The sequence below is a fragment of the Neorhizobium sp. USDA 3394 genome, assembly GCF_056280385.1.
In genome coordinates this window covers 1,535,869-1,550,495 of record NZ_JBWCDU010000001.1, presented here as the reverse complement: position 1 = coordinate 1,550,495, position 14,627 = coordinate 1,535,869, and the positions used below count along the sequence as shown (strand labels likewise).

Here is a 14,627-nt window from a genome sequence, read left to right as displayed (position 1 = left end):
GAATTAGCGCACGGGCTTTTGAGCGGCCTTGGGACCTTCCAGCACCATGTTACCGAACACGACCTGCGGAGTTTTTGCCTGCGGCGTGGATGAATAGGCGGCTTCCAGGCCCCGCCCCTGCGGTGGCCGCGCCTGAGCTTCGACGGGATAGGATGAAGCAACCTGCCGGTTCTGCGCGGGGGCACCCCCGGCAACCGGCCGCTCGACCGGATGCGGACCGACCTGCGGCAATGTCGAGAAATTCTCGAAGGCCTCGAAGGCCTGGGGCGCGGAAGCGGCCGGCGCCAGGCCGCTCGGGGTTCGGCCTGAAAGCGCGATCGGACGCGGCATGGCCGAGCCGTAGCTCTGAAGCTGGTCGCCCAGCGTCTGGTTCGACGCGACCATCACGCCGGTTGCGATCTGGCCTTCCGGCCGGATCGACGGCAGGCGGTCGCCCTTGCGGATGTAGGATGCCATCAGGAACGGCATGTCCTTCCCATCCATGCGGGCGCGGCCGACATATTGCACGTTGACGCGAGCCGTGCCGATCCGCTTCATGTCGAGCATCTCGGCGGTCTTGTCGGAAACGTCGATGATGCGGCCTGGATGATAAGGGCCGCGGTCGTTGACCCGGACGATGACGGAGGTGCCGTTGTCGATATTGGTCACGCGCGCATAGCTCGGCAGCGGAAAGGTCGGATGCGCGGCCGACAGGTGGTCGCTGTCATAGACTTCGCCATTGGCGGTCAAGCGGCCATGGAAGGCCGAACCGTACCAGGAGGCAAGGCCGCTTCTGTTGTAATTGGGATCTTCTTTGGGAACATAGGTCTGGCCTTTCACCTCATAAGGTTGCCCGACCATGAAGCGCCCGCCCCCCTTCGGCACGGGCCGGCCGTCGCCGACCACGCGCGGGCTCGCCTTGACCCCATATTCCTTTTCGGAAAAATACTCTTTGCTTCTGGGCTTATTAGGCTTCGGTGCCTCGGTCGTGGCACAGGACGCCATCCCCGCGCACACCATCGTCATCCCGAGCCATTTCGCACCCAGCGAAAGCTTGCCGCCACTCACACCCAAACTCATCCGTCCCATGCCGCCTTCACTGCAACAGACTGCAACCGGCCCTCGCGACCGCACAGCCTTCCACAGCCATTGAACCAGTCCGGGACATACCCCTATGCCGCCGGACACAATGGAAGCGAACTTTTGCTAGCATCGCGGCAAAAATGCGAATGAAAACGGGGGGAAAGATAAAATTCTATTTGATATGGTTAATCATTCACTAACAACGGCCGCCACGGGCCAAGCTTAGCTCCACCGGAGTCCAGATACTGCACAGTCAAAGTTCCGGATCATCATGCCATCGTGTCTGGAAAGACAGGTGACCGGTAAATACCGCCTGCCCATATTCGTTACGCACCTCGATGGAGATCGACCCCTTCCCCCGGCCCGGGAACTCCTCGCGGGCGATGTCCGCCAATATCCGGCTGACCTCGCGGCTGATCTCCTCGCGGGTCGATATTTCCTGACCGTCATTGTCACGCACAGGCCCGTCGCCATTGATCAAATCGAAGAAATATCGCGCCATGCCTTGCTCACTGCTTTGAGTATTTATCGACCGAATTTCCTTTGGCGGCATTTGTTCCCGCCCGATGTCAGCGTTTCGGAGGGATCTATATAGCTTGCTCATCCGTTCTTGCCTTGGATACTGATAGCCGCAGAGGAAAACCGTGATCGACTCCTTGCTTCTCAACCTGGAACAGCATGACCTTCTCACCGATGAAGAGCGCGACATCCTCAGGCGTATCACGGGTCGTGAAAGACGTTTCTTGGCGGGAGAAGACTTGGTGGTCGAGGGGTCGCGGCCCGGCTACAGCAGCCTGCTCGTGGACGGCTTCGCGGCCCGTTACAAGCTCACGGCAGAAGGCACCCGGCAGATCACCGCGATCCACGTCGCCGGCGACTTCGTCGACCTGCACGCCTTCCTGCTGAAAACCATGGATCACGGCGTCGTTGCGCTTTCTCCATGCCATGTCAGCCTTTGCGACCATGCCGACCTGAAGCAGGTGACGGAACAACAGCCGCACCTGACCCGGATGTTGTGGCTCGATACGCTGATCCACGGCTCGATCCATCGCGCCTGGATCGTCGCCATGGGGCGGCGCTCCAAGACCTCCCATCTCGCCCATATTCTTTGCGAGCTCTACGTCCGGCTGGGAGTGGTCCGCCGCACCAACGGCTGGACGTTTCATCTTCCGCTCTCGCAGGGTGAGATGGCTGATGTGCTTGGATTGTCGCTCGTTCACATGAACCGCGTCATCCAAACGCTCAGGCGAGAACGCCTGATCTCCTGGTCCAACCAGACGATCACCACTCTCGACTGGGAACGGTTGCAGGAGGTGGCCGAGTTCGACCCCACCTATCTCAGCCTGTCCGTGGAGCCGCGGTGACGACGCGTAAGGGGAAAATCATGGCGCGGTATCATGATACGCCAACAATGGCGGAAGACCGGTCACCTGCTGAACCTGATGTATGGCAAGCCTCTACCCAACCGGCCTTCTGCGATCACCCCACCACCCCAGACACATAGGCGGGGTCAAACTTCGCGCAATGCTAGTTGAGCCTCGACACGCTGCGGAAGTTCGTCATAATCCCGTCAGTTATTCCGGGGGATTTTATGAAGTACTTTTTACTTGCTGTTTCAGCGTTTGCCTTGACTGCCTGCCAGACCCAAACGCCAGACGAATGGAAGATACATAGATCAATCAGAAATTCAGCTGAACGTAGCTGTCACGACAAGCAGGGGACGGACCTCTATTCGAAATGCGTTGAAGACGGGGTACAAGCAGGAACCAAATTCGTGAAAAGCATCCTGCCTCGCTATCGCGAGCCAGCGAGGCGTTGATTGCCGGGCGCAATTGTTGCTCAAAGAGAACCCCGCTGACTAGGCGGGGTTTTGAATTGCGGCCGACCGATTGGGGTGTTGAGGCATCCGGACGGCGCCGCAGCCACACGCCCGGTGGCCGCTCCATGGCTTATCTGCATGCTCTTCGCACACCCAGCCTGTAGCCCCGCCATCGCCACGTGTTTCCATGCCCACATTTTCGCACCTCGATGCCCGCATTTATGCCCGCAAACATGTGGGCATTGGTGCGAATGGATGCGAAAGCATGCACATAACTGGCACGCAAATGGCCGATGTTACAAGGGGCAAAGCGAGGCTATGCGAGCATATGCGAGGCAGGGCTGGCGGGCCGTGCCCGACGAAGATGAGCACTACGTCTGCGCTATAGCGCTCTAGTGCCGCTTTTGATCACGGCTTGGGGCCGAGCATCGATTCTCGACTGCAGCAAGGATGGTCGCACAGCATAGGCTATTGCTGCGCGCCCACGATTGCTTCGGTCAGCCGGGTTCCCATTCTGACGCGCTTCGGGGCGATCTGATCACACGGAAAAACCGTCGTACTCAGTGATGAGCGCGACGACGAAATCCATCACAGCGCGGACGGAAGGCGTCTTGCGCAAATCGCGATGGACGAGAAGCCAGATGTCCCGGGAGAACGACGGAATGTCTTCCCCAATCCGCACGAGGTCCGGGTCGGCGTCTCCTAAAAAGTTGGGCAGTCCGGCGACGCCGGCGCCCGCCCGCGCCGCAATGTGATGCCCGCTGATGTCGTTCAACTCACACGCGACCGGCCGTGCGCCAGCAATGCCGAGCAACCATTTCTGCTGCGGCATGTCGGCAAAGCTCTCGTCGTATGCGATAAATTGCCATCGATCCGGCACATCGCGATGCGCATAGTCGCGGCGCGCGTAGAGGCCGAATGGCATCACCCCAAGTTTTCGCGCGAAACTGCCGGTCTCCTCGGGGCGCACCAGCCGGAGAGCCACATCCGCCTCCCGGCGGCTGAGCGATACCTGCTGCGCCTGCGCGGCGAGAGAAAGACGAATATCCGGATAGCGGGACCGGAAGTGCGCGAGATGCGGTGCCAGCAGATGCGCCGCCAGCACCGGCGGAGCGGTGAGCGTGACCTTGCCAATGAGAGGCGTATGCGCAGCCCGCGCAATCCGGGCAACGCCATCCGCTGAACTTTCCATCGCGAGGGCCTGATCGAAGACTTGGCTGCCAATCGCCGTCAAGCGACAGGATCGCGGCAGGCGGTCGATCAACGCCACATCCAGTTCGGCTTCAAGCGCGGCCAGCCGACGGCTGACCGTGGCGTGGTCCACCTTCAAGGCGCGAGCCGCACCGGACAGGGTGCCACTGCGCGCCACTGCCAGGAAATGACGAAGATTTTCCCAATCGGCCATCTGTGCGATTTCTCAAGGTTCACTGGCATATATACTGAATTTTCGCACAGAAATCCTCGGCGTAATTTCGAGACAGATTATTTTCTTAAGGTTGTCTCGATGTCTGTCTCTTTTCCCCTACACCCACGCATTACGCTTGCCGCCGCTGCGCTTGGCTTCGTGGTCGTCCTTCTCGACGTCAGCGTCGTCAACGTCGCACTTGATGCCTTGCGCACGAGCTTCTCAACCGACGTCGCAGGCCTCCAATGGGTCGTCAATGCCTACACGCTCGTCTTCGCCGCCCTGCTGCTCATGGCCGGAGCACTGGGCGACCGCTTTGGCGCGCGGGCCATCTTCATCACCGGCTTCGTTCTCTTCACATTCGCATCGCTTGGGTGCGGGCTGGCGCCGACGCTTGCGACGCTGGTCACGGCGCGCCTCGCGCAAGGCGTCGGCGCCGCGCTGCTGGTCCCGAACTCGTTGTCGTTGCTCCAGCAGGCTTTTCCCGACAAGGAACAGCGGAACCGCGCGGTCGGCTGGTGGGGGGCCGCAGGCGGCATTGCGCTGGCGACCGGCCCGGTAGTCGGCGGCTTTCTGGTGACGCATTTCGGCTGGCGCAGCGTCTTCCTGATCAATATTCCGGTCGGGCTCGTCGGTCTGGCCCTGATCCTGCGCTATTCTGCGCCAAGTCCCAGGAACGAGGGCCGCTCGCTCGATCTGCCTGGTCAGGCCGCCGCCATCATTGCACTCGCATCGCTGGCAACAGCGCTGACGGATGCGGCGCAACTTGGCTGGACGCATCCACGGATTCTCGTGACCCTTATCGTAGCCATCCTCGCCGCAACAGGCTTCCTCCTGATCGAAGCGCGCAGCCGCGCGCCGATGCTGCCGCTGGCATTCTTTTCCAGTTCTGCCTTCTCGATTGCCTCGATCACCGGCGTCGTCGTCAACTTCGCCTACTATGGCCTGATCTTCGTCTTCAGCTTGTTCTTCCAATTGGAGCAGCATCTTTCGCCGCAGGAAACCGGCATGGCCTTTCTGCCGATGACCGTCGTCCTGATGGTCATGAACATCATCGCAGGCCGGTTGATCACACGCCTGGGCGCGCGCCGGCTCATGGTGTTCGGCCTTCTTCTGGCAGCGACCGGATATCTTCTGCTGATCCCGGTCAGTGTCGGCGGCTCCTATTGGCAGCTGGCCATGCCCATGCTGATGGCGGCGAGCGGCATCGCGCTGATGGTGCCGACGATGACGAATGTGACCCTCTCCTCGGTCGATCCATCACGGGCGGGCATCGCGTCGGGGGTTCTCAACACGGCGCGGCAAGTGGGCGGCATGCTCGGCGTCGCCACGTGCGGCTATTTCGTGCGGGATACAGCGACGGCCCCGTTTATGCACGGCATGCATCTCTCACTTATCGTCGCTGTGGTGCTGCTGTGTTTCGGCGCTGCGCTTTCGTTCTTCTGCCTCGACCGGGAGGTCTGAAACGAACGACAGCATTGCTCATGAATCGGCGGCAGTGACCGCCGATAAGCGCCGGGCGCTCATTGACTTTGTAGCGCGAAACCGAAGTTTAGAGGACGGTCTGTTACCTATGTCTCCGGGTCGGACACAGCAGGGCTGGCGGAAGAGGTGGGATTCGAACCCACGGTACGGTTTCCCGCACGCCGGTTTTCAAGACCGGTTCCTTAAACCACTCGGACACTCTTCCATCTGACTGATAAGGTTGAGAAATCCACTCCTGCGAAATTCTCGAAAGCGGCAATTGCTGCCGATTTGCTACCCAATCACTCAATGGCTGGCTTTTTAGCAGCTTTGACCGCAGCGTCAACTTGCTCCGCAGCATGCCCGAGAACTGGGGCGGCTCGCGCGGCTATGGCGAGACGGTCCTCGAATACGATGAGGACGGTGACGAACGAGGCAGCGGCCTATGACACCAGAAGGGTGGCGGAATCTGCTTCGCGTTCAATGCGTTCTTGCAGCGCATCAGCGACGGCCTTCAGGAATTCCTTGCGGCGGTGGTCTAATGTCACCTCAGCATCAAGCTTCAAGGGCCCGCGAATCTTTTCCATGAACCCGGAGTGATCGAAGCGATCGGACGCCACGTTCACTTCGACCTCATCCATGAAATGAGCAAGAAGAGGCGCCAGGTCGATGGCAGGATCCTTCTGATATTGGATTGCCATCTGCTGAGCGAGTTTGCGCATCTGTATGTATGGGCCGAATTCGGCAGTCATCCAAGTCTCCTGTGATCTGACGTGAAGGCTTTAGATAGGTACGCCCTCCTCTCGCGACGAGCTACCCGAAACGTTAGCACGATCGGAAAAGCGACAGCACGATAAGGTATCAGGCCAAACCGTTGCCTTCGGCAAAGCCCTTCAGCCTCTCGCCCGAAAGCCGGTAGCGTATCCACTCGGTCATCGGCTCGGCGCCGATCGCCTCGTAGACCCGGATCGCCGGTTCGTTCCAGTCGAGCACGCTCCATTCGAACCGGCCGCAACTGTTCTCGACGGCGATCTGCGCAAGCCGTTTCAGCATCGCCTTGCCGGCGCCGAGCCCGCGCGCTGCCGGCGTCACATACAGGTCTTCGAGATAAAGCCCATTTCTCGCCTGCCAGGTCGAATAGCTGAAGAACCAGATCGCCATGCCGACAGGTACACCATCCTCTTCGCAGACCAGCGCCCGGGTCACGGACGTCTCGCCGAAAATGGAGCTTTCGACCGTCTCGACGGTGGCCACGACCTCGTGCTCGGCCTTTTCGTAGATCGCCAGTTCGCGGATGAAACCGAGCAGCGCCGCAGCGTCCCCGCGGACGGCCTCACGTATGGTCAACGCCATCGAAAACCCTTTGAGTTGAATGGGCTGAAGCTATGTCTTGAAGCTGATTTCGGTGTCAAGGGATGTGCCGTGGCCCTCATTCGGCCGCGGTCTTGATTTCGATCACCTCGACCTCGTAGGAATACCCGTCAAGCATGCCATATGCCTGCTCGATATTCTCGATCTCGGTCTCTGCCCTGCCGATCGCGTCGTCGATCGCTTGACACCGGGATTTCAGCATGCGGCCCAGCACGTCCGTTTCGGGCTTGCGACCGATGCGGTCGATATGGTTGCGGATGCGGGCGCGGTGGCGCTCCATCTCCAGAATATGGAAGCGGGCATTGACGATCTTGTCGGTCAGTTTGCGCCTTATGGCGGCGACGGGATCGAAGCTTCCCGGCTCGCGCTCGTCGAGAATGATCTCGTTGACCAGCGTTTCGAGAATCACCAGCCCCTGCAGATCTTTCGTGTCGGCGAGTTCCGGGTCGTAACCCGTATCGTCGTAGACTTTTCGGCGTACCGGATCGGAGAGCAATTCATAGGACACGGTCAGTTTTCCGAATGCATCGACGTCGCCGCCGGCATCCGGATGAACCGTTTTCGCGCGTTTGCGATAGGCAGACTTGATGGCTACGCCATCCGCCTCGCGCGAAACACCAAGCATCTCATAAGGGTCGATCACAGTGTCACCTGTTTTCGGCAAATCCGGTTTCATTGTCTAACGGCTAAGGCCAGCGGTCTCAACCCCTCACCGACTCTTGTGGCCAATTATGGGCAGGGTCATGCCCCTGCCTGTCTTTCCCACAGACTAGTTCTCTTGATCTATCCGCCGTGGCCCAGCGATGCCGCGCGGCCAGGTCAGGCGTCTGCCTTCGGCGACCGGTGCCATCAGGAAGCTGACCAGCACGCAGGGCAGAAGCACGAGGAAGGTCGCAACCAGGCTTATATGTTCGGCGATGAAGCCGAGCAGCGGAGGGACGCCGATCGTCGACAGCATCAGCGTCAGGGACAGCGCCGCAAGGTTTTCCGACGGCTTGCCCTTGCCGAGTGCGATCGTCGTCGAGACAGCCAGCGGAAAAGCAAGCGCCACGCCACAGCCGATCAGGAAAAGTGCCGCACCCGCAAGCGTCAGGTCCGGCGTCGCTACCAGAAGCGCAATCCCGGCTGCAACCGAAACGGCCGAGGCACGCACCAGAACCCTCGGGCCAAAACTATCCCGCAGCATGTCGCCTAAGAGCCGGGTCAACCCCATGCCGATGGTGAAGGCGGCGTAGAGCACGCCGGCAATCGCCGGATCGGCCTGCAACTGTTCGCGCAGGAAAAAAATGCCCCAGTCGTAAATCGCGCCCTCGACGATGCAAAGGCCGAACACCATGACGCAGATCAACAGTATCGTCCGCTCTGGAAGCACGTAAACCGAACCCTTGCGGTCGGGCGGCGTCTGGGATGCCTGTTCCTTCGACGTAATGCAGAAGACCAGCAGGCAGGCGACGATGACGAAACCGGCAGCGAGCGTCTGCTGAACGAAGGGCGTCACCGCCTTCTCGGCCAGGAAGCCGGAACACAAGGATCCAACCAGCAGGCCGACAGACCAGAAACCATGGCTGCGCGACAGCACCTTCCGGCCGGTGCGCTGCTCGATGCCGGCGGAAATCATGTTGGCGGCAACATCGAAAATCGTGCGGAAAAAACCGAACAAAAAGAAGCAGATCACAAACCCGGCGACCGGAAGGGCCGTGAGCGCCGGGCTGAGCAGGGCGCAGATCGGCAAGGTCACGAGCGCCGTCAGCCGCGGGGTCAGACGGTCGTTGATGCGGCCAGCCAGCGGCAGGGCGAGAAATGTGCCGACAGGAGCACTCAGCAGGGCCAGACCGAGCTCGGCCTTGTCGATCCCCATCGAGCCCTGAATGGCCGGCAAACGGGTAAACAGCGAAATGAACAGGATCGCATTGCTGAAATAGAGCAGAGCAGGCGGTAAAAGGCTTTTCATCGAAATGGCATGTCCGGGGCGAATCAAACTCCCCCCGGATTTCTGACAGCGTCCTTATTCCTCGACAAGCGGCGATACCGGGACCCTGCCCTGCGCCACCAGCGGGCGAAACATCACGAAAATGTGCGGATAACGGCCACCTCCACTTTGAGGCGTCATCATTCTGTAATCATTCGGATTCGTTTGCCTTGAAGAAAGGCGTTGCACGAAAAATTTGCATGCGCCATCTTCTCCTTGCGCGCAAAGGCGCTAGCCTTCTGGTGCTCGCCCCTGGAGAAAACCCGATGCTGGTTCGATATCTTGCAGTCGTTCTGAGTTTCGCTCTCTGTTCCTTTACCGCCGTCAAAGCCGAGGACCCCGTCGCCAACGCCCAGGCGGTGATTTCCAGCCAGATCGCCGCACTCATGAAGGATGACGCGGAAAAGGCCTATTCCTTCGCCTCGCCCGGGATTCGCAGCCTCTATCCGAACAAGGACCGGTTCCTGGACATGGTGCGGAAAACCTATGAACCCGTCTATCACGCAGGCAACTATGCCTTCGGCCGCTCGAAGATGATCGGCGGCGGCGAAGTGGTGCTGCAGGAAGTGATGATCAGCGCCAAGGAAGGCAAGGATTGGACGGCGATCTACGAGATGCGGCTGATGGACGACGGGTCCTACAAGGTCAACGGTGTGCGGATGATCCGCAACACCGCCAGCCAGGGCATCTGACAGCCTCTAGTCAAACCGGATCGATATCGCCCTTCGCCCACATTTCCTGGGTCTCGGCGTAGAAATCGGCGAACCGGCCTTCGGCGATCGCCTGGCGGATGCCCTTCATCAGATCCTGATAATAGTTCAGGTTGTTCCAAGAGAGCAGCATGCCGCCGAGAGCTTCGTCGGCGCGGACGAGATGGTGTAGGTAGGCGCGGGAATAGTCACGCGCGGCCGGGCAGCTCGATTCTTCATCCAGAGGCCGCATATCCTCCGCATGGCGGGCATTGCGGATATTGACCTTGCCGCGGCGGGTGAAGGCAAGCCCATGGCGGCCCGAACGGGTCGGCATGACGCAGTCGAACATGTCGATGCCGCGCGCGACCGATTTCAGCATGTCGTCCGGCGTGCCGACGCCCATCAGGTAACGCGGCTTTTCGAACGGCAGGACCGGAAGCGTCGTCTCCAGCATTTTCAGCATGACGTCCTGCGGCTCGCCGACCGCAAGCCCACCGACCGCATACCCCTTGAGATCGAGCTGTTTCAGGCCTTCAGCGGAACGGATACGAAGCTCCGGCTGGTCGCCGCCCTGGACGATGCCGAACATCGCCTTGCCGGGCTGATCGCCGAACGCGACGCGGCAGCGCTCGGCCCAGCGCAGGGAGAGTTCCATCGCCCGCTCGATCTCCTTCGGTTCGGCCGGCAGCGCCACGCATTCGTCGAGCTGCATCTGGATGTCGGAGCCGAGCAGGCCCTGGATCTCGATCGAGCGCTCCGGCGACATGTGGTGCAGGCTGCCGTCCACATGGCTCTTGAAGGTGACGCCCTTTTCGTCGAGCTTTCGCAAGCCCGAAAGCGACATGACCTGGAAGCCGCCGCTATCGGTGAGGATCGGATGTTTCCAGCGGATCAGTTCATGCAGGCCGCCCAGCCGGGCGACGCGCTCCGCGCCGGGGCGGAGCATCAGGTGGTAGGTATTGCCGAGAATGATATCCGCGCCGGTATCGCGTACCTGATCGAGATACATGGCCTTGACCGTGCCGACCGTGCCGACCGGCATGAAGGCGGGCGTGCGGATCGTGCCCCGCGGCATGGTGATTTCGCCCAGCCGGGCGCCGCCATCGGTGGCCTTGAGATTGAACTGGAAGGTCTCGGTCATCGGTTGTCCCGGAAAAGAAGGCTGGAATCGCCATAGGAATAGAAGCGGTAGCCGGTTTCGATCGCATGGGCGTAGGCCGCGCGCATCGTCTCCAGCCCGCAGAAGGCCGAGACCAGCATGAACAGCGTCGATCGCGGCAAATGGAAATTGGTCATCAGCATATCGACCGCCTTGAACCGGTAACCGGGCGTGATGAAGATGCCGGTCGCGCCGCTCCAGGGGTTTATCGTGCCGTCGTCGGCAGTGGCGCTCTCGATCAGACGCAGCGATGTGGTTCCGACGCAGACGATTCGCCCGCCGGCGTGCTTCACCGCATTGAGCCGCGCCGCGGTCTCGGCGCTGACATGGCCGATCTCCTGGTGCATCTTGTGCTCGGCCGTGTCGTCCGCCTTGACCGGCAGGAAAGTCCCTGCCCCGACATGCAGCGTCACGAAATGCCGTTCGACACCGGCGGCTTCGAGGCTCGAGAAAAGCTCCGACGTGAAATGCAGGCCGGCGGTCGGAGCCGCGACGGCACCCTCCTCGCGGGCGTAGATGGTCTGATAGTCCTTTTGGTCCTGCGCATCTTCCGGGCGCTTGGCCGCGATATAAGGCGGCAGCGGAATGTGCCCGACCGACATGATCGCCTCATCGAGCGCCGGACCCGAAAGGTCGAAGCGCAGGGTGACTTCGCCGCCCTCGCCCTTGTCTTCGACGGTTGCCGCGAGCGAACCGATCAGGCAGGCATTCCCACCATGGCCGAATTCGATCCGGTCGCCGATCTTGATGCGTTTTCCAGGCTTGGCGAAGGCCTTCCAGCGATCGGGTGCGACGCGCATGTGCAGCGTCGCGGAAACCTGCTGGCCGCCTGCTCCTTCGCGGTGGCGGATGCCTTCGAGCTGCGCCGGTATGACCTTGGTGTCGTTGAAGACCAGCGCGTCACCCGGCTTCAGGAAACCCGGCAGGTCCGACACGCGGTGATCGGCAAGCACCGGCTCGCCTTCCGGCCTGACGACGAGCAGCCGGGCGCTGTCACGCGGGCTCGCGGGCCTCAGCGCTATATTTTCTTCCGGGAGATCGAAGTCGAAGAGATCGACGCGCATTGATTTTCCAAAAAGCGAAGCCCGCCCCGCCAGCAGACGGAGCGGGCCATTCATTCTGTCGAGATCAGACGTCGGCGGCGACGCGCACCGAAACGATCGAATCCGGATCCTTGACCGGCTCGCCCTTCTTGATCTGGTCGATGAAGTCCATGCCTTCGATGACCTGGCCCCACACGGTGTACTGCTTGTTCAGCCAGGGCGCGTCGGTGAAGCAGATGAAGAACTGCGAGTTGGCGGAGTTCGGGCTCTGCGAACGGGCCATGGAGCAGGTTCCGCGCACATGCGGAACGGCGGAGAATTCGGCCTTGAGGTCCGGCTTCTCGGAACCGCCCATGCCGGCGCGGGCCGGGTTGAAGTCCGCACCACCCTGCTTGCCGAACTTCACGTCGCCGGTCTGGGCCATGAAATCGGGAATGACGCGGTGGAAAACGACGCCGTCATAAGCCTTCTCGCGGGCAAGCTCCTTGATGCGGGCGACATGGCCCGGCGCCAGGTCGGGCAGAAGCGAGATGACGACCTTGCCCTTGGTGGTTTCCATGATGAGGGTGTTTTCCGGATCCTTGATCTCGGCCATATGCTTTCTCCTTAATTCGGCACCCGATTGTCGTCTGCGACAGGGGCGCCCTTCGTTAAATTCCTGCGGCCTACTTCTTGCCGACGGTGACCTTGATCATCTTGTCGGGATCTGTGACTTCGCCATTGCCACCCTGGCCGCGCTTGATCTTGTCGACCAGTTCCATGCCGGACACGACCTTGCCGACGGCGGTGTACTGGCCGTCGAGGCTCGGATATTTGGTGAACATGATGAAGAATTGCGAGTTTGCGGAATTCGGGTCCTGAGACCGCGCCATGCCGACGATACCGCGTTCGAACGGTACCTTCGAAAATTCCGCCGGGATATCCGGCATTTCCGAGCCGCCCATGCCGGCACGGGCCGGGTTGAAGCTCTTGCCCCCCTGCTTGCCGAACTGCACGTCGCCCGTCTGCGCCATGAAGCCGTTGATGACGCGATGGAAGACGACATTGTCGTATTCGCCCTTGGCGGCGAGCGCCTTGATCTGCGCCACATGTTTCGGGGCGACTTCCGGCATCAGCTGGATCACCACCGGGCCATCCTTCAGCTGGATGGTGAGGAAATCATCCGGGCCGGCAAGAGCCGGCAGGACCATGGATGCGAGGGCGACAGCGCCGGCGACGGCAAGACGAAGCAGTTTCATGGAAAGATCTCCGGGGTTCGGAAACGATCAGCGTTTCAGCTTGTTGTTCAGGGCCTTCAGGACCGCGGCAGGCACGAAGGCGCTGACGTCGCCGCCCATCGCCGCGATCTGCCGGACCAATGTGGCCGTAATGGGCCGCGACGCGGTGCCCGCGGGCAGGAAGACAGTCTGGATATCCGGCGCCATCTGCCGGTTCATGCCTGCCATCTGCATTTCGTAGTCGAGATCGGTGCCGTCCCGCAGGCCGCGGATCAACAGGCTTGCGCCGTTGGCGCGCGCGGCATCAACCACCAGCTTGTCGAAGGAAACGACGGAAACGTGGCCGGCCCTGCCCGGCAGCGCTTCGGCAAGCGAGGCGCTGATGAGTTCCGCCCGTTCCTCGAAGGTGAACATCGGCACCTTGCCCGGATGAATGCCGATCGCGACGATCACCTTGTCCGCGACATTCAGCGCCTGGACGAGCACGTCCAGATGGCCATGGGTCATCGGATCGAAAGAACCGGGATAAAAAGCGGTGGTCATGCCGAGGTCCGGACCTGTTTCAGCGAAATTCCACGCCTTTTGTCATGGAAGCCGCCCAACCGCAAGCATCTCCCAATTATGAACGAAAGATGAATTGTCCGTTCAAGGGCGTTTCAGCGGCGCTGTGGTCTTATGACGATCGTGGCGGGCCAAAGACCCGTGCGTATCTCGGGAGAAACGACGACAAATGCTGGCTTTGATGGTGTTGGGAGCCGTGGTTCTCGCTTTTGCATTGGAGGCCTTCGTAGTCGCCTTCGGACCGGAATAAGCCTGAAAAAGACTCTGAATTCTGAACGCCAGATGAACAGAGCATTCAAGGACGCTTCAGAGCCACACGGTTAAGTAACTCTCAAAATGCGGTGGAACCTGTTTGCGCGATGCGCGTTCAGGCTAACAAGAAGGACAGATGGCGATGATCGCGAGAAGGAAAACGATCATGCTGGACAAGATCACCATGATCAACCTGGTCTGGACGGCCATGATTGCGGTGATGCTGACGGCAACGGTAACCCTTTATCAAGATAAATCCCAATTGGCAGATCTGAATTATCCGCAGGTAACGGGCCGTTATAGCGATCTCTCGTACTACTGAGGCGGATACACGGACGAGAAAGGAACCCCATGTTCGTGACGTTGACAGTACTTGCAGGTTTGATCAGCATCATGTTCGTGGCTTCCGTGGCCTCAACGATTTCCGAACTCCGGCGCGAACGCGCCGACATGAAGGATTTCAGGGATTTCTCGCGCCGCCACAGCGTGTTCTGACCGATTGCCCGATTTGACGATTTGACGGTAGCGAACCGCGTTCCCGCAGACTTTCCCGTCGCAAGCGGTTCAAACAAAAGCCGGAGGATTTCATCCTCCGGCTTTTTATTTTGCCAGG

The 14,627-nt window shown here is 60.5% G+C and carries 17 protein-coding genes and 1 tRNA gene; 5 read left to right on the top strand and 13 right to left on the bottom strand.

Features of this window, described 5'->3' with window-relative positions; translation table 11 throughout:
- Nucleotides 1-3 precede the first annotated feature (3 nt).
- Together ACZ9EJ_RS07275 and ACZ9EJ_RS07270 are read right to left on the bottom strand one after the other, a co-directional pair.
- Nucleotides 4-1,059: a septal ring lytic transglycosylase RlpA family protein gene (locus tag ACZ9EJ_RS07275; protein WP_046642382.1), complete on the bottom strand. Its 1,056-nt coding sequence runs from the start codon at nt 1,057-1,059 to the stop codon at nt 4-6.
- 256 nt (nt 1,060-1,315) lie between these two features.
- Nucleotides 1,316-1,666, bottom strand: a complete 351-nt coding sequence (locus tag ACZ9EJ_RS07270; protein ID WP_370651213.1) for a DUF6894 family protein — start codon at nt 1,664-1,666, stop codon at nt 1,316-1,318.
- Between the two features lie 40 nt (nt 1,667-1,706).
- Here ACZ9EJ_RS07270 and ACZ9EJ_RS07265 point away from each other — a divergent pair, with 40 nt between their 5' ends.
- The gene (locus ACZ9EJ_RS07265; protein WP_046642381.1) at nt 1,707-2,426 is read left to right on the top strand and encodes a Crp/Fnr family transcriptional regulator; all 720 of its coding nucleotides are present in this window, start codon (nt 1,707-1,709) and stop codon (nt 2,424-2,426) included.
- Nucleotides 2,427-3,419: 993 nt separating this feature from the next.
- On the opposite strand, the gene ACZ9EJ_RS07260 is transcribed toward ACZ9EJ_RS07265, so the two are convergent.
- A complete protein-coding gene (locus tag ACZ9EJ_RS07260) occupies nt 3,420-4,286 on the bottom strand; it encodes a LysR family transcriptional regulator (protein ID WP_046642380.1) in 867 nt (288 codons plus the stop codon).
- Here ACZ9EJ_RS07260 and ACZ9EJ_RS07255 point away from each other — a divergent pair.
- Nucleotides 4,260-5,750 carry an MFS transporter gene (locus ACZ9EJ_RS07255; protein WP_251089877.1) on the top strand — a complete coding sequence of 497 codons (1,491 nt, stop codon included), beginning with the start codon at nt 4,260-4,262 and terminating at the stop codon, nt 5,748-5,750. The two genes, ACZ9EJ_RS07260 and ACZ9EJ_RS07255, sit on opposite strands and share 27 nt — an antisense overlap.
- A 136-nt stretch (nt 5,751-5,886) precedes the next feature.
- On the opposite strand, the gene ACZ9EJ_RS07250 is transcribed toward ACZ9EJ_RS07255, so the two are convergent.
- The 5 genes from ACZ9EJ_RS07250 to ACZ9EJ_RS07230 form a co-directional block, all read right to left on the bottom strand.
- Nucleotides 5,887-5,976, bottom strand: a tRNA-Ser gene (locus tag ACZ9EJ_RS07250).
- A 217-nt stretch (nt 5,977-6,193) separates the two neighbouring features.
- Complete coding sequence (locus ACZ9EJ_RS07245) at nt 6,194-6,502, bottom strand: hypothetical protein (RefSeq protein ID WP_046642379.1); 309 nt, start codon at nt 6,500-6,502, stop codon at nt 6,194-6,196.
- Between the two features lie 109 nt (nt 6,503-6,611).
- Nucleotides 6,612-7,103, bottom strand: a complete 492-nt coding sequence (locus ACZ9EJ_RS07240; RefSeq protein WP_046642378.1) for a GNAT family N-acetyltransferase — start codon at nt 7,101-7,103, stop codon at nt 6,612-6,614.
- A gap of 76 nt (nt 7,104-7,179) precedes the next feature.
- Nucleotides 7,180-7,764, bottom strand: a complete 585-nt coding sequence (locus tag ACZ9EJ_RS07235; RefSeq protein WP_046642390.1) for a J domain-containing protein — start codon at nt 7,762-7,764, stop codon at nt 7,180-7,182.
- Between the two features lie 126 nt (nt 7,765-7,890).
- Nucleotides 7,891-9,072, bottom strand: a complete 1,182-nt coding sequence (locus ACZ9EJ_RS07230) for an MFS transporter (RefSeq protein WP_251089876.1) — start codon at nt 9,070-9,072, stop codon at nt 7,891-7,893.
- 284 nt (nt 9,073-9,356) lie between these two features.
- On the opposite strand from ACZ9EJ_RS07230, the gene ACZ9EJ_RS07225 reads away from it, so the two are divergent.
- A complete protein-coding gene (locus ACZ9EJ_RS07225) occupies nt 9,357-9,782 on the top strand; it encodes a DUF4864 domain-containing protein (RefSeq protein ID WP_046626176.1) in 426 nt (141 codons plus the stop codon).
- A gap of 10 nt (nt 9,783-9,792) precedes the next feature.
- Here ACZ9EJ_RS07225 and tgt read toward each other — a convergent pair whose 3' ends face one another.
- From tgt to coaD, 5 genes are all read right to left on the bottom strand, one after another.
- Nucleotides 9,793-10,923, bottom strand: a complete 1,131-nt coding sequence (gene tgt / locus ACZ9EJ_RS07220; RefSeq protein ID WP_038586869.1) for a tRNA guanosine(34) transglycosylase Tgt — start codon at nt 10,921-10,923, stop codon at nt 9,793-9,795.
- Nucleotides 10,920-12,005 (bottom strand): tRNA preQ1(34) S-adenosylmethionine ribosyltransferase-isomerase QueA, encoded by a 1,086-nt coding sequence (queA, locus tag ACZ9EJ_RS07215; RefSeq protein WP_046642376.1) that lies wholly within the window; start codon nt 12,003-12,005, stop codon nt 10,920-10,922. Before queA ends, tgt begins: the two co-directional genes overlap by 4 nt.
- Nucleotides 12,006-12,069: 64 nt before the next feature.
- A complete protein-coding gene (locus ACZ9EJ_RS07210; RefSeq protein ID WP_037087028.1) occupies nt 12,070-12,579 on the bottom strand; it encodes a peptidylprolyl isomerase in 510 nt (169 codons plus the stop codon).
- A 70-nt stretch (nt 12,580-12,649) separates the two neighbouring features.
- On the bottom strand, nt 12,650-13,222 hold the full coding sequence (locus ACZ9EJ_RS07205) for a peptidylprolyl isomerase (RefSeq protein ID WP_046626168.1): 573 nt from the start codon (nt 13,220-13,222) through the stop codon (nt 12,650-12,652).
- A gap of 27 nt (nt 13,223-13,249) precedes the next feature.
- On the bottom strand, nt 13,250-13,744 hold the full coding sequence (gene coaD, locus ACZ9EJ_RS07200) for a pantetheine-phosphate adenylyltransferase (RefSeq protein WP_046626166.1): 495 nt from the start codon (nt 13,742-13,744) through the stop codon (nt 13,250-13,252).
- Nucleotides 13,745-14,180: 436 nt separating this feature from the next.
- Between coaD and ACZ9EJ_RS07195 the strand changes: the two genes are divergently transcribed.
- The gene (locus tag ACZ9EJ_RS07195; RefSeq protein ID WP_155414821.1) at nt 14,181-14,336 is read left to right on the top strand and encodes a hypothetical protein; all 156 of its coding nucleotides are present in this window, start codon (nt 14,181-14,183) and stop codon (nt 14,334-14,336) included.
- Nucleotides 14,337-14,371: 35 nt separating this feature from the next.
- Nucleotides 14,372-14,509, top strand: a complete 138-nt coding sequence (locus ACZ9EJ_RS07190; protein ID WP_250813592.1) for a hypothetical protein — start codon at nt 14,372-14,374, stop codon at nt 14,507-14,509.
- Nucleotides 14,510-14,627: the final 118 nt, after the last annotated feature.

Bases quoted from the DNA above. Each gene is read 5' to 3' on its own strand.
- ACZ9EJ_RS07275 (WP_046642382.1), bottom strand. From the start codon at position 1,059: ATGAGTTTGGGTGTGAGTGGCGGCAAGCTTTCGCTGGGTGCGAAATGG.
- ACZ9EJ_RS07270 (WP_370651213.1), bottom strand. From the start codon at position 1,666: ATGAGCAAGCTATATAGATCCCTCCGAAACGCTGACATCGGGCGGGAA.
- ACZ9EJ_RS07255 (WP_251089877.1), top strand. From the start codon at position 4,260: ATGACGAAGATTTTCCCAATCGGCCATCTGTGCGATTTCTCAAGGTTC.
- ACZ9EJ_RS07260 (WP_046642380.1), bottom strand. From the start codon at position 4,286: ATGGCCGATTGGGAAAATCTTCGTCATTTCCTGGCAGTGGCGCGCAGT.
- ACZ9EJ_RS07245 (WP_046642379.1), bottom strand. From the start codon at position 6,502: ATGACTGCCGAATTCGGCCCATACATACAGATGCGCAAACTCGCTCAG.
- ACZ9EJ_RS07240 (WP_046642378.1), bottom strand. From the start codon at position 7,103: ATGGCGTTGACCATACGTGAGGCCGTCCGCGGGGACGCTGCGGCGCTG.
- ACZ9EJ_RS07230 (WP_251089876.1), bottom strand. From the start codon at position 9,072: ATGAAAAGCCTTTTACCGCCTGCTCTGCTCTATTTCAGCAATGCGATC.
- ACZ9EJ_RS07225 (WP_046626176.1), top strand. From the start codon at position 9,357: ATGCTGGTTCGATATCTTGCAGTCGTTCTGAGTTTCGCTCTCTGTTCC.
- tgt (WP_038586869.1), bottom strand. From the start codon at position 10,923: ATGACCGAGACCTTCCAGTTCAATCTCAAGGCCACCGATGGCGGCGCC.
- queA (WP_046642376.1), bottom strand. From the start codon at position 12,005: ATGCGCGTCGATCTCTTCGACTTCGATCTCCCGGAAGAAAATATAGCG.
- ACZ9EJ_RS07210 (WP_037087028.1), bottom strand. From the start codon at position 12,579: ATGGCCGAGATCAAGGATCCGGAAAACACCCTCATCATGGAAACCACC.
- ACZ9EJ_RS07205 (WP_046626168.1), bottom strand. From the start codon at position 13,222: ATGAAACTGCTTCGTCTTGCCGTCGCCGGCGCTGTCGCCCTCGCATCC.
- coaD (WP_046626166.1), bottom strand. From the start codon at position 13,744: ATGACCACCGCTTTTTATCCCGGTTCTTTCGATCCGATGACCCATGGC.
- ACZ9EJ_RS07195 (WP_155414821.1), top strand. From the start codon at position 14,181: ATGCTGGACAAGATCACCATGATCAACCTGGTCTGGACGGCCATGATT.